The organism is Stappia sp. BW2 (genome assembly GCF_008107695.1).
Classification (GTDB): Bacteria; Pseudomonadota; Alphaproteobacteria; order Rhizobiales; family Stappiaceae; genus Roseibium.
This window is the reverse complement of sequence record NZ_VIRG01000070.1, coordinates 948,030-961,972: the sequence shown is the minus strand read 5'-3', so window position 1 is coordinate 961,972 and position 13,943 is coordinate 948,030. Positions and strand designations below refer to the sequence as shown.

General features: G+C 58.9%; 12 protein-coding genes. 9 read left to right on the top strand and 3 right to left on the bottom strand.

Translation table 11 applies throughout. From position 1 onward, the window contains the following. The first annotated feature begins 104 nt into the window (after positions 1–104). The 5 genes from FMN63_RS23375 (at position 105) to FMN63_RS23355 (ending at position 3,832) form a co-directional block, all read left to right on the top strand. Positions 105–350, top strand: coding sequence for a zinc-finger domain-containing protein (locus FMN63_RS23375; RefSeq protein WP_148586531.1), 246 nt, complete (start codon positions 105–107; stop codon positions 348–350). A gap of 15 nt (positions 351–365) precedes the next feature. After that, positions 366–1,568, top strand: coding sequence for an FAD-dependent monooxygenase (locus tag FMN63_RS23370; protein WP_148586530.1), 1,203 nt, complete (start codon positions 366–368; stop codon positions 1,566–1,568). A gap of 73 nt (positions 1,569–1,641) precedes the next feature. After that, the gene (locus FMN63_RS23365; protein ID WP_148586529.1) at positions 1,642–2,385 is read left to right on the top strand and encodes a competence/damage-inducible protein A; all 744 of its coding nucleotides are present in this window, start codon (positions 1,642–1,644) and stop codon (positions 2,383–2,385) included. A 15-nt stretch (positions 2,386–2,400) separates the two neighbouring features. Further along, the gene (gene gpt, locus FMN63_RS23360; RefSeq protein ID WP_148586528.1) at positions 2,401–2,910 is read left to right on the top strand and encodes a xanthine phosphoribosyltransferase; all 510 of its coding nucleotides are present in this window, start codon (positions 2,401–2,403) and stop codon (positions 2,908–2,910) included. 238 nt (positions 2,911–3,148) lie between these two features. Then, complete coding sequence (locus FMN63_RS23355; protein WP_205514249.1) at positions 3,149–3,832, top strand: L,D-transpeptidase; 684 nt, start codon at positions 3,149–3,151, stop codon at positions 3,830–3,832. 25 nt (positions 3,833–3,857) lie between these two features. On the opposite strand, the gene sfsA is transcribed toward FMN63_RS23355, so the two are convergent. Together sfsA and FMN63_RS23345 are read right to left on the bottom strand one after the other, a co-directional pair. Continuing rightward, a complete protein-coding gene (gene sfsA, locus FMN63_RS23350; RefSeq protein ID WP_148586527.1) occupies positions 3,858–4,562 on the bottom strand; it encodes a DNA/RNA nuclease SfsA in 705 nt (234 codons plus the stop codon). A 62-nt stretch (positions 4,563–4,624) separates the two neighbouring features. Further along, positions 4,625–6,049: a TrkH family potassium uptake protein gene (locus tag FMN63_RS23345; RefSeq protein ID WP_148587321.1), complete on the bottom strand. Its 1,425-nt coding sequence runs from the start codon at positions 6,047–6,049 to the stop codon at positions 4,625–4,627. Positions 6,050–6,503: 454 nt separating this feature from the next. Between FMN63_RS23345 and FMN63_RS23340 the strand changes: the two genes are divergently transcribed. Beyond that, entirely contained in the window at positions 6,504–8,645 is a 2,142-nt protein-coding gene (locus tag FMN63_RS23340; protein WP_148586526.1) for an EAL domain-containing protein, read from the top strand. Between the two features lie 2 nt (positions 8,646–8,647). Here FMN63_RS23340 and FMN63_RS23335 read toward each other — a convergent pair whose 3' ends face one another. Continuing rightward, the gene (locus FMN63_RS23335) at positions 8,648–9,142 is read right to left on the bottom strand and encodes a MarR family winged helix-turn-helix transcriptional regulator (protein WP_286192743.1); all 495 of its coding nucleotides are present in this window, start codon (positions 9,140–9,142) and stop codon (positions 8,648–8,650) included. A gap of 66 nt (positions 9,143–9,208) precedes the next feature. Between FMN63_RS23335 and FMN63_RS23330 the strand changes: the two genes are divergently transcribed. The 3 genes from FMN63_RS23330 to FMN63_RS23320 are packed head-to-tail and all read left to right on the top strand — an operon-like array spanning position 9,209 to position 13,938. Beyond that, a complete protein-coding gene (locus tag FMN63_RS23330; protein WP_148586525.1) occupies positions 9,209–10,984 on the top strand; it encodes an N-acetylglutaminylglutamine amidotransferase in 1,776 nt (591 codons plus the stop codon). A gap of 3 nt (positions 10,985–10,987) precedes the next feature. Then, a complete protein-coding gene (gene ngg, locus FMN63_RS23325) occupies positions 10,988–12,769 on the top strand; it encodes an N-acetylglutaminylglutamine synthetase (RefSeq protein WP_148586524.1) in 1,782 nt (593 codons plus the stop codon). Next, entirely contained in the window at positions 12,766–13,938 is a 1,173-nt protein-coding gene (locus FMN63_RS23320; RefSeq protein WP_148586523.1) for an osmoprotectant NAGGN system M42 family peptidase, read from the top strand. Before ngg ends, FMN63_RS23320 begins: the two co-directional genes overlap by 4 nt. Positions 13,939–13,943 lie beyond the last annotated feature (5 nt).

The window sequence follows — 13,943 nt, the reverse complement described above, 5'->3', positions numbered from 1 at the left end:
TTGTGGATCGCAGAATACGGGTCTACCCATATTTTTTACAAATGGATATGGTCCTCAAAATTTGCTATCGGGGTCCCAACCTTTAGAGACAGAGGAATTTCAACATGGCGGATCATGTCGTCCCGCATTTCCAAAACTCCAGCGGACACGATTCGGTGGCCATAGGCGCACGAGAATTCATGTGCATCGGCGCAAATCCTCCGTTTGATCACCCGCATGTGTTTCTGGACATGGGCAGTGAGAACGAAGTGGTCTGCCCTTATTGTTCCACGCTCTACAAGTTCGATACGACGCTGCGGGCAACCGAATCCTCGCCTTCAGACTGCACCTGGGCACCCGCTGCCGCATAAATTATTGGTCTGTGCATGAGCAACAATGGCGAGATCGGGCTTCCGATCATCATTGCCGGGGCCGGTATAGGCGGTCTCACGGCTGCCCTCAGCCTGCGCGCTCAAGGTCATGAGATCGTCCTTATAGACAAGGCGCGGCAACTTTCGGAAGTTGGCGCCGGTCTGCAGCTTTCGCCCAATGCCTGCTCCGTGCTGGACCAGCTCGGTGTGCTGGAAGATCTGGCCCCCTTCGCATATGCCCCCGATTTCGTGAAAATCTGGTCGGCCAAATCCGGAGACGAGCTGGCCAGGGTCAGCATGGGCACTTTCCTGAAGGAGCGTCACGGCTATCCCTTCTGGGAAATCCACCGGGCAGATCTGCAGCGTGTTCTGCTGGACCGGGTGGAGGCCACCGAAGGCATTTCCATCCGCCTTTCCAGCGAAGTGCTCGATCTGGAATCCACTCCCTACGAGCACCTTGTCTGCATTTTCCAGGATGACGAGATCACCGGAAACCTGCATTGCAAGGCACTTATCGGTGCAGACGGTGTTTGGTCCAAAACCCGTCGGCTCATTCCCGGGCATGAAGATGCACATTTCAGCGGCCAGGTCGCCTACAGGGCAACGGTACCGATCGATGCGGTTCCCGAGCGCTGGCAGCGGGATGCGGGCCTGTGGTTCCACAAGAGCGCCCATCTGGTGCATTATCCGGTTCGCGGCAGACGGGAACTCAACATCGTCGGGCTTGTCCGGGAATCCTGGAAGGACGAAACCTGGTCTGCAAAGGCCGACAAGGAAACTCTTCTGAAGATCTTCCGGGACTGGCCGACAGAAGTTCGCAACCTTCTGACAATCCCTGAAACCTGGTTGAAATGGGCGCTGTGCAGCGTGAGCGCCGCGGGTCCCTGGACCCATGGCAACATTGCGCTGATCGGCGACGCTGCGCATGCCATGCTGCCGTTCATGGCCCAGGGCGCCGCAATGTCCATAGAAGATGCGGCGGTGCTGGCGCAGCATATGCCACGGGACGTTGAAAACATTCCTGCTGCGTTCAGGGCCTTCGAGCGGCAACGCAAACACAGGGTTCAGCATATCCAGGGCATTTCCTTCAAGAATGCCCGCACGTTTCACTACGGCGGCGCGATGGCCCTTGCCCGCGACACCGTCCTGCGTCTGTCGAAACCGGAAAGCCTCGCCGCCCGGTTCGATGATATTTATGGCTGGACTCCCGGGCAATAAGCCCGCTTTCGCTTGAGCCCAGCCTCAAGCTGGGATAAAGCCAATCCCCATCCATGTGTCAGGGAGTGCGAAGATGACCGGTCAGAGGGCAGATGACGTCGTAACGGCTGCGTTTCTGGTCATCGGTGACGAGATCCTGTCCGGCCGCACGAAGGACAAGAACATCGGCTTCCTCGCCGATTACCTGACAGCGCTCGGTATCGACCTGAAGGAAGTCCGCATCGTCCCGGACGAAACGCCGGAAATTGTCAGTGCGGTCAACGCGCTGCGGGCACGTTACGACTACGTGTTCACCTCCGGAGGCATCGGCCCGACTCACGACGACATCACTGCGGAAAGCATCGCTGAAGCGTTCGGGGTCCCCCTGAACCTCGATCCGCGCGCCGTCGCCATCATGGAACCCCATTACCCGCCGGGACAATTCACCCCGGCCCGTCAACGGATGGCCCGGATTCCGGAAGGTGCCGACCTCATTGAAAACAAGGTCTCCAAGGCCCCCGGCTTCCGGATTGAGAATGTCCACGTCATGGCAGGCGTTCCCTCCATCATGCAGGCGATGATGGACGCACTCGCACCTGACCTGAAGACCGGCAAGAAGATGCTGTCCGAAACGGTTGCGGCCGACATGCCCGAGAGCCGTATCGCCGAGCGCCTCGCCGCCATTCAGGACGCACATCCGCAAACCTTGATCGGCTCCTATCCGAGAGCAACGGACGGCAAGTTCAGCACACAAATCGTAATCCGCTCGCGTGATGAAGCCATACTGATGGCCGCGAAAAAGGATGTGGCCGAAGCAGTCGCAGACCTATCGGGATAATCTGAAGGACTAGAAATGGAAAACCCAGCCCAAAACAAAGCATTCCCTGTGTCCTGGGACATGTTTCACAGAGATTCCCGCGCTCTGGCATGGCGCCTGTCGAGCGAAGGCAAATGGAAAGCCATCGTCTGCATCACCCGTGGCGGACTGGTACCGGCCGGCATCGTTGCACGCGAACTCGGCATCCGCACGATCGAAACCGTCTGCATTGCCTCCTATCATGATTACGACAGCCAGGGGTCGCTCAAGGTCATCAAGCCGGTCGATCCCAAGGTCGTCGATCTGGAGGACGGCGAAGGCAGCGGTGTTCTGGTCATCGATGATCTGGTCGACACCGGCAAGACCATGAAGGTTGTTCGCGAGATGCTGCCGAAGGCGCATTACGCGACCGTTTATGCAAAGCCGGTCGGCGTGCCCATGGTCGACACTTTCATTACTGAAGTTTCGCAGGATACCTGGATCTACTTCCCTTGGGACATGGGTTGGCAGTTTCAGCCGCCGCTTGCCAAGGAAACGGCGGGCTGAACCACGCTCTGCAGCAAGGTCCAGCAACTGTTCCGCGTGCTCGGAACATCTTCTGATAATTCGACAATCGACCGGTCAGACATCGCGTTTGGCCGGTCGATTTGCGTTTGGACCACAACAACTTTCCGCTAAGGCAGCTAAGGCTACCGGGAAAAAAACATGGCAAATCAGAACTTTAACGCTTGTCGTGCGTTCTCTTCATGAAAACACCCTACCCCAGCCCAATTCGGAAACCGGAATGCTCACCAGACGTTTGTTCCTCGCCTCCGCCGCAGCCGCTCTTGTGACCGGCTGCGCTTCCAGTCAGCGAACCGGGCAACTTGCTCCAGGTCCGACTTACACAGCCAATGGGCCGGGTGGGCCTGTTCGCATTGCGCCCGAGTATCTTCAGATGTACCGGGCAATGCCTGAAGAGCCCTACCCGATCCCGGCTGTCGATCTGTCCAAGATCAATCCGGTCTACTACCGCCAACTGGTCAACTACTCCGCTCCCGAACCTGCCGGCACGATCATCGTCGACACGCCCAACCGGTTTCTCTATCTGACCATGGAAGGCGGCCAGGCAATGCGGTATGGCGTCGGTATCGGCCGGGAGGGGTTTGCCTGGGGCGGCCGAGCACGCATCGCCCGCAAGGCCGCCTGGCCCAAGTGGACCCCGCCCTCAGAAATGATCGACCGACAGCCCGAACTGGAGAAATACAGGAACGGCATGCCGCCGGGCCTCGACAACCCGCTGGGTGCACGGGCGCTTTATATTTTCGAAGGCAACCGCGACACGCTCTATCGCCTCCACGGCACCTCGGAAACCTGGTCCATCGGCAAGGCCGTGTCATCAGGCTGTGTGCGCCTGCTCCAGCAGGACATCATCGATCTTTACAACCGTGTGCCAAAAGGCACGCCGATTGTCGTAAGGCAGGCGTGATTGCTACCGGGCCTCTGACTTTAACTCAGGCAAGGATCTCAACCGGCTTGACCGCATCGATGCCGTCAAGCCGGACATCGCAGCCGATTGCAAAGGCCTCCACACCGGCGCGTCTGGCATCGGCAAAGGCTGCCGCATAGCCGGGGTCGATATCGTCCGCCAGGCTCATCCGGCTGCAATCAGGCCGCTGCACAAGAAACACCATCGCTGCCCGATGACCCTCGGCCACCATGTCGCTCAGTTCCACGAGATGCTTCGCACCGCGCGCGGTGACGCTGTCGGGGAACTCGGCAAGTCCTGCTTCCCGCATCAGGTGAACGTTCTTCACTTCCACGTAGGTCTTTGCCCCGTCGGAAGCTTCCAGCAGAATGTCGATGCGCGAGTTCTTGCCGTATTTCACTTCACGGCGCAGGTTTTCATATCCTGCAAGCTCGGCAATGCGCCCTGCTTGGAGCGCCTCTTCCACCAGTTTGTTGGGATGCGCCGTGTTGATCCCCACCAGAGAGCCGTCCGCCTCAATCACTTCCCAGGAATATTTGAGCTTTCGTTTCGGATTGTCCGAAATTGACAGCCAGACCCGCGCGCCCGGTTCCTTCAAACCGAGCATAGACCCCGGGTTGGCGCAATGCGCCGTGATTGCACCGCCGTCGTCATCCAGAACAACATCGGCCAGAAAGCGCTTGTAACGCTTGACCAGACGGCCACTGACAAGCGGCGTGGAAAACTTCATGACGAGTCTCTCTCATGCAGATCGAGGCCTGACAGCCCCGTTTACTCAGGTGAGCCGGAGGGTCACTTGGACCAGAAATCCGGGTCAAGAAGGACAAGAATCGTGAACAGCTCGAGGCGGCCGACCAGCATCGCGAAGGACAACAGCCACTTGGCGCCGTCCGGCAAGGGGGCAAAATGACCAGCAGGTCCGATCACCGGTCCCAGCCCCGGTCCGACGTTGCCCACCGAAGTGGCCGCGGCGGAAATGGCGGTGACCAGGTCCAGATCGAAAAAGGACAAGGCAACCGTGATGATGCCGACAGACCCCATGTAAACGACGAGGAAAGCCAGAACCGAGAAGGACAATTCAGGCGTCAGTCTGGTGCCACCGTATTCTTCCGACATGATCCGGTGTGGCCGTACCATGCGGCGCAAATGGGCGCGAACTGTCCCGAAGAACACCAGAAAGCGGAAAATCTTGATGCCGCCTGTGGTCGAACCTGTGCAACCGCCGACGAACATCAACAACAGCGCTATCCCGACAACCGGTGCGCCCCATTGCGAATAGTCGCCCAGCGCGTAGCCGGTTCCGGTGACGATGGAGACCACGTTGAAGGTGGCCCTCAGCAGAGCATCGTCAAAGGGAAAGTGCATATTGAGGCCGAGGTAGACGGTCAGCGTCATCGCCACGACGGCCAGGAACCCGAGAAGCGCCCTCACCTGCGGATCGCGCCAGAGCAAGAGCGGATGACCGCGCAAGGCCTGCACGATAAGCACGAACGGCAGGGCGCCAATGACCATGAAGACAATCGCAACCCAGCCGGACGCCGGATTGGTGAAATACCCGAAGGACAGGTCGTGGGTGGAAAACCCGCCCGTCGATATCGTGGTCAGGGCGTGATTGAAGGCATCGAACAGGTCAATGCCGGTCATCAGGTAGGCGACGATACACAGGAAGGTCAGAAACAGGTAGGCAAGCCCGATCAGGCGGATCAGTTCAACCGAGCGGCTGACGATCTTTTCAGACCGGTCGGAATTCTCACTCTGGAAAAGCTGCATACCGCCGATCCTCAGGAACGGCAGCAGCACGATGGCCATGACGATGATACCGACACCGCCCATCCATTGCATCAGCGAACGCCAGACCAGCAATCCCGGAGGCAGACTGTCGATACCCGTCAGAACGGTGGACCCGGTGGTGGTAAAGCCGGAGACCGCCTCAAATACCGCGTCGGCATAACCAATGCCCAGCCACAGAAACGGCAACGCGCCGAAGGCGGGCAAGGTGGTCCAGGCAAGCGTGGTGAGAACAAACGTCTGTCGGGTATCCAGCCCCTCGCGCAGCGACCCGCCGACGGCAAGAGACAGCAGCATGCCGATCATGCCCGTCAGAAGCGCGGAAAAGACAAAGGCCTGCCAATCAGCGTTTTTCTGGGCCACGTCCACGATTGCCGGAATGAGCATGGCTGTTGCCAGGCCGACATACAGAAATCCGAGAACGTTCAAAACTGGTCTGAGAGAAATCAAGTATCAGTCATCCCGAAAAGCACTGTGCAGATCGACCTTTCCATGAACTGCCGAACCAACCACTCGTCCTAACGCCTTTCCGCCGATTTTCCAATGGCTTTGGAGCGCGTTCCCCGGAAGATGACAGCGACCGCCATCCCCCTCTTGATCAATGCCAGGCCTGGTGAGGACCGGCGACGGTGCCTGGCTTCGCTTTCGGCAGAGGTGTAGCCGAAACAAAGCCCGGAACCTCAGAGGCGAAATCGACGCCGTCAGGGGGCTGCATTCCTCCAAATTTCTTGACCCTGTTCAGGATTTCGTAGCGAATAAGAATTACTTTTGCGTGCTGATTGTCGATCCAGCCCCTTATACGTGAAGTTGACAAGGATTTGGTGCAATTAAACGGCTCGGCCTACATTCGCTTGCATTCAAGGTCAGCATTACCCTGCTTGTCATGGTGCTCTGCAGCATCGGGCTGATATCCGGGCTTGCCTATCATGAATTGTCCAGAACCACTCAGGAAAACGCAACCATAAGGCTTGACCGGGCAGCTCACGCAGCCGCCTCGATACTGCGCTATGGAACGAATGAAAGGCTTCTTCCCGAATTCGCAGGGACGGGCGCTCCGGCCTTGATACGCGTTTCCGAGGCGACCGCAGATGAATTGCTCCAACCGGGCGAAAAGCTGAAGGCGCTGGTGGAAACCATCGGCAAGACCAATCAGGGCGCAGCCAATCTGTTCAGATGGTCTGCAAGCACCAAAACGTTCAAGGAATTTGCGACCACATTACCCGGCCCGGAAGGCCAAAGCCCGCCAGCCGTTACGATCGATGAAGGACACCCTGCCTTCGCCAGCCTTTCGACCGGACAGCCTTATTCCGGCAACGTTCCGGTTCAAGGCAGGTTTCGCCTCGCCTATCTGACGCCGATTGTCACTGAAGGCGGCAAGGTCGCCGGTGCCCTCGCTGTCGATGTCGGCTGGGTGGACGACCTGTCTCTGGCAGAAAACCGCCTGAAAACCCGAATAACCTCTGCGGCCATCATCATTTTGATTGCCGTCCTCCTCATCGGCGGACTGCTCTTGCACTTCGAGTTGAGGCCCCTGCGACGACTGGCAAAGGCAGCGGATGATCTCGCCGCCGGCCTCCAGCCAAAGCGTATTCCCTTCACGGACCGCCGGGACGAAATCGGTGATCTGGCACATGGGCTGGAGAAGGTTACGGACCTTCAGGACAAGTTGCACAAACTTGCCTATACCGATCCGGTAACGACTGCAGGCAATCGCTCCAGATACTTTTTCGACCTGAGCCAAGCGTTGAAACGGGCCAGAACCGGAAGCTTTTCAGCGTCTCTCATCCATCTGGATTTCAACGGCTTTGCGAAGGTCAACGATACCTTTGGCCAGCAGGTTGGCAATCGGGTCCTGCTACAGGCCTACGCCCGGCTTGCCAACATCTTTGGCCCGAGCGCGCAGATCGCGCGCATCTCGGCCGATGACTTTTGCATTCTGCTTCCCTTCGACGGTAAGGGCGCAATCGCGGAAGACTATGCCGTGCAGGCAATCGACATGCTGTCCGTGCCCTTCCAGATGGAGGAAGGTGAAATCCACGTAGAGCCAAGCATTGGCATCGCCTTGTTGCCACGGGACGCTGAAGATGCGGAAACAGCGCACCGCATGGCCGGTCTTGCCTTGAGGGCGGCAAAACGGAATGCCGGCCCACGCTATGAATTTTTCTCTCCGCCGCTCAACGACCGGGTCCAGAGTGAAATGCTCACGGAGACGCTGCTGCGGGCCGCGCTCCAGACCCGCCAGCTCGTTCTGCATTACCAGCCGCAGGTTTGCCCCGCTGATGGCCGCCTCATCGGCCTGGAAGCCCTGCTTCGCTGGCCTCACGAAAAACGCGGCAACATTCCCCCGGCAGAGTTCATTCCGATAGCCGAGAAAACCGGACTTATTCTGGACCTTGGCAGATATGTGCTGGACTCAGCCTGCAAGCAGGCCGCCCAGTGGCGACAGGCCGGGTTCGAATTCGGTCAGGTGTCGGTCAACGTGTCACCGCTTCAATTCCGCCAGTCCAGTTTTGCCGAGACAGTGCGTCAGACCTTGAAAACCTATGGGCTGCCGGCCAGTTGCCTGTGTCTGGAAGTCACGGAGAACGTCTTTGTCGACACCAGGGAACAAATGGTTCTGGATATCCTGTCCGAGCTTCAGCAGATTGGGGTGCAATTGTCGCTGGACGACTTCGGCTCAGGATATTCCTCACTGAATTATCTGCATCGTCTGCCGTTCCAGGAGCTCAAAATCGATCGCGCCTTCATTTCCGGGGCAGACAGCCATCCGCAGCGCGAGCAGCTTTTTGAAGCGATTGTCCGTCTTGGACGCAGTCTGGGGCTGCGCGTCATTGCAGAGGGGGCCGAAACAGCAGGCGAACTGGCACTGACCGTGACCCATCAGTGTGACGGGATCCAGGGCTATATCTGTTCCCCGGCGGTGCCCGCAGAACACCTTCAGTCGCAACTGCAAAACTTCCGTACAGATCTGAAATCCGAAAGCCTTGCGGGCAGCTCAAACCGTTCCTCGAAACGGCTGGCATGATCTTACCCTGAAACCTTACCAGTCATCAGGATCGGAGACGCATCCAGATTATGCGCATTCATCATTTCGGCAATTTGCTCGATGGAGGCGACGAGATGAACCCGCTCTTCAGCTTTCAGACTGTCGAACTTTCGCTCAAACTCGTCGTGCAGAAGGCCAGGCAGGTTCGAGACAACCTCTGTGCCCTTTTCTGTCAATTTGGCATGCACGATTCGTCTGTCAGAGACGGATCTGTAACGTTCGACGAGGCCCTTTTCTTCCAGCTTGTCGAGAATGGTTACAACAGTTGCCGAGCTCAGATCCGCGTTGTCGGAAAGGGCCTTGGTCGTTACCTCTCCCAGATCCCTTATGCCTTGCAAAACAACAATTTGCGGGATGGTGAGCCCAGTCTTCCTGGACACCTCCCGAGAGCGCAAGTCAATGGCCCGGACGATCTTCCGGATAGCCTTGACCACTTGCGATGACTGCATCGCCTGCATCATTACACCTCTATTCATTTGAACTCTAATGATTAGAGCTCTATATAGTGCGCGTCCAGTTACGAAACGGAGAATTTTTTCAATATGTGCGGCATTTGCGGCGAAGTGGTTTTCAATGGTAGCCAGGCAGACGTGGTTCGGGTCAGCCGGATGGCGGACGCAATGGCGGCGCGCGGCCCGGATGGAATGGGTGTGACGCAACGCGGCCGGGTCGCATTCGGGCACAGGCGCTTGAAAATTATCGACCTTAGCGAACGTGGCACCCAGCCCATGACCGACATGGCACTTGGCCTCTCGCTGGTGTTCAACGGCTGCATCTATAATTATCAGGAACTGCGGACAGAGCTCATCGACCGCGGGTACTCGTTCTTCTCCACCAGCGATACCGAGGTCATCCTCAAGGCCTGGGCCGAATGGGGCAAGGATTGTTTTTCCAGGTTTCATGGCATGTTCGCCATCGCCATTCACGAGCACGACAGTGGCCGCATCCATCTGGCGCGCGACAGGTTCGGCATCAAGCCGCTGTACCTGAGCGAAGCGAACGGACGTCTTGCCTTCGCTTCCTCCCTGCCCGCGCTGCTGGCCGGTGGCGGCATCGACAAGTCGATCGACCGCGTCGCCCTGCATCACTACATGAGCTGGCACGCCGTCGTTCCCGCGCCGCGCACGATCCTGAACGGTGTGCGCAAGCTGCCCGCCGCGACGGTGCGGACGATTGAACCTGACGGCAGCTCCAGCGAGCATACCTACTGGGAGCCGCGGTTTGAAAAATCAGCAGAAGACCTCGCCCGCAGCGCCGACGACTGGCGCGATGCGGTTCTTGAAAGCCTGCGCACGGCGGTTCGCCGCCGCATGGTGGCGGACGTTCCCGTCGGCGTTCTCCTGTCCGGTGGTGTGGATTCCAGCCTGATCGTCGGTCTGCTGGCCGAGGAAGGCCAGAAAGGCCTTGCGACGTTCTCCATCGGCTTTGAAGAAGCCCACGGCGAAAAGGGCGACGAGTTCCAGTATTCCGACCTGATCGCCGAACACTACGGAACCAATCACCAGCAGATTTTCATTCCCTCTTCCGAGCTCCAGAAGAACCTGCCCGGAGCGATCCAGGCAATGTCGGAGCCGATGGTCTCCTACGACAACATCGGCTTTTATCTGCTGTCGCGTGAGGTTTCCAAGCACATCACCGTGGTCCAGTCCGGCCAAGGGGCCGATGAGGTCTTTGCCGGCTATCACTGGTATCCGAAGCTCAGCGGCTCAAACAGCCCTGTCTCGGACTACGCCACCGCCTTCTTCGATCGTACGGAAGCGCAGATGGCAGAAGCTGTTTCGCCCGCCTATCATTGCGAGCGCGATGAAAGCCTTGCATTCGTCGAGCAACACTTTGCCCGCTCCGGCGCGGAAGATCCGGTAGACAAGGCCCTGCGCCTCGACACCAACGTCATGCTGGTGGATGATCCGGTCAAGCGCGTCGACAACCATTCGATGGCCTGGGGACTGGAAGCGCGTGTGCCCTTCCTCGATCATGAACTGGTCGAGCTGGCCGGCAGAATTCCGGCAGAATTCAAGCTCGCCCAGGAAGGCAAGGGTGTCTTGAAGGAAGCAGCACGCAAGGTCATTCCGAGCGCCGTCATCGACCGTCCGAAGGGCTATTTCCCGGTGCCGGCCCTGAAATACATCCAGGGCGAGTATCTCGACATGGTGCGCGATACGCTTTCCAGTCAGGCCGCCAGGGAACGAGGCCTCTTCAACGAGGTTTACCTGCAGAAGCTTTATGCCGACCCGACCAAATACATCACGCCGTTGCGTGGTTCCGAGCTTTGGCAGGTCGCGCTGCTGGAAATGTGGCTGCAGGCACAGGAGGTCTGATACATGGCCGATAATGAACCATCTCGGCCAAAGGGCGCCTTCGACCATCGCCTGAAACGCATGCGCCAGCATGGCCTGAAGCCGGAATACCGGCTGGAAGAGACGGAAGCCCAGAAAAACCGCTTTGTCGATTGCGGTTGGGGGCGGCTGGTGTTCGCCAATACCTACAGCGAAACCGACAAGCTGGTCGAGATGCTGCGCAACGAACGGCCTGACAGGCGCGACATCGCGTTTTATGTACGCGACCCGCATGTGCTGGTCGGATCGGCACCTCACGAGCTGTTTCTGGACCCCTCACACACGTTCCGTCTGGATCTCGCGACCTACCGGCCGGCCCGTAACCGGCGCAAGGGTTTCACCGTGCGCCGACTGTCCTCGCGCAGCGATGCCGAGGCGATCAACGAACTCTACCTCACCCGAGGCATGGTGCCGGTGCCGCCGGAGTTCTTCTGGTCGCAGCTCGACCCGCGCACCATCACGGTGCTTGTGGCTGAGGAAGACGAAACCGGCGTGATCGTCGGCACTGCCATGGGGGTTGACCATGGCCGGGTGACCAACGGCGCCGATCTCGGCAGTTCACTCTGGTGTCTTGCTGTTTCCCCGCAAGCCCGGTTTCCGGGCATCGGTGAAGCTCTGGTTCGGCGTATGGCGGAAGTCTTCAAGGGCAAAGGCACGCCGTACATGGACCTGTCTGTCCTGCACGACAACGACCTTGCCATCGGTCTTTACGACAAGCTCGGCTTCGAGCGGGTTCCCTATTTCACCGTCAAGCGCAAGAACACGATCAACGAGGCGTTGTTTGCTGGCCCTGCCCTGGAAGACAAGCTCAATCCCTACGCCACGATTATTGTGAACGAAGCACGGCGGCGCGGCATCCAGACCGAGATCATCGACGCGGAAGGCGGCTTCTTCAGGCTGAATTATGGCGGACGCTCGGTTGCCTGCCGGGAATCCCTGAGCGAATTCACCAGCGCCGTCGCCATGTCGATCTGCGATGACAAGGCCACGACACGCCGCATTGTCGAACGTGCCGGTGTCTGTGTGCCGAACCAGATACTGGCAGGCTCCGCCGACGAGATCGCCGCGTTTCTTGAAGAATACGGCTCGGTGGTCGTCAAACCTGCGCGCGGGGAACAGGGCAAGGGCATTGCCATCGGACTGACAACAACCGAAGACGTGATGGCTGCAGTCGACGTCGCCCGGACCTACTCCAACGACGTTCTGGTGGAGGAATTCGTCACGGGCCAGGATCTTCGCCTTGTGGTGATCGACTACAAGGTGGTGGCCGCTGCCCTGCGCAAGCCGGCAGAGGTCACAGGAAACGGCAAGTCGACGATTGGCGAGCTGATCGATATCCAGTCGCGACGCCGTGCCGCGGCAACGGGTGGGGAATCCAGGATCGAAGTGGACGACGAAGTGCTGCGTTGCCTCAGCGCAAACGGCTTTCAGCTCGAAGACATCCTGCAGGAAGGCAAGAGCCTGCCGGTTCGCCGCACCGCCAACCTTCACACGGGTGGCACCATCCACGATGTGACCGGCGAAACCCATAGCACGCTCGTTCAGGCGGCGATCAAGGCGGCACGCGCCATTGAAATTCCTGTGACAGGCATTGACTTGATGGTCGCAGACCCGCGACAACCGGACTATCGCTTTATCGAGGCGAACGAGAGGCCGGGGCTTGCCAATCACGAACCTCAGCCGACCGCCGAACGCTTCGTGGACTTTCTGTTTCCCCTGTCGGTGCCACAGCCCGTCAGGACGACCTTGAACCGGGCCGGACAATGACCTTACTAAACATCGACATTTCCTACCTGAACGACAGGCTGAAGGATCTTCTGAAAATACCGAGCCCGACGGGATATACGGACGAGATCGTCCGTCATGTTTCCAAGGAACTGGAATCGCTCGGGGTGTTTTACGAGATCACACGCCGCGGCGGAGTTCGCGCGAGGGTCTCCGGCAAAAAACGCCGGCCCGCCCGGGCTTTCGTATCGCATCTCGATACGCTCGGAGCCCAGGTCAAGTCCCTCAAGGACAATGGCCGTCTGGAGCTCGTCCCCATCGGTCACTGGTCCGCGCGGTTCTCAGAAGGTGCCCGCACCACGATCTTTTCCGAGAGCGGCGCCTATACCGGCACCATCTTGCCGCTGAAGGCCTCGGGGCACACGTACAACACCGGTGTCGATGAGCTTCCGGTCGGCTGGCCCTATGTCGAGCTTCGGGTCGACGCATATTCCAAGTCGGTGGAGGATCTGCATCGCTTGGGTATCGACGTTGGCGACTTTGTTGCCATCGACACGGCTCCGGAATTCCTGGAAAACGGCTTTATCGTCTCCCGCCACCTCGACAACAAGGCCGGGGTCGCGGTGATGCTGGCGGCAATCAAGGCGTTGGTGGAATCCGGCGTCGAACCGACGGTCGACGTGTTCTGGCTATTCACCATCGCGGAAGAGACCGGCCAAGGCGCTCAATCTATCCTGACGCCCGACATCGCCTCACTGGTCGCCATCGACAATGGCACCAGCGCCCCCGGGCAGAATTCGGACGAATTTGGCGTCACCATTGCGATGGCAGATCAGACAGGCCCGTTCGATTTTCATCTGACCCGCAAGATGGTTCAGCTCTGCCGGGACAATGACATCAAGTTCCAGAAGGATGTCTTCCGCTTTTACCGCTCCGATGCGGCAACGGCCATTGAAGCGGGTGCGGATGTGCGCACGGCACTGATCACCTTTGGTGTGGATGCCAGCCACGGCTATGAACGCATCCACATGCATGCGCTGCGGTCGCTTGCCGAACTGGCCACCGGTTACGCCCTGAGCCCGGTGGAAATCCAGCGCGATGCCCGCGAATTCGCGGACCTCAAGGGCTTCACGAGTCAACCAACGGCCGACGCCGACCAGAAGCTCAATCCTCAAACCGACGAACCGTTGCCGGAACCGGCGGGCGAATAACGCCC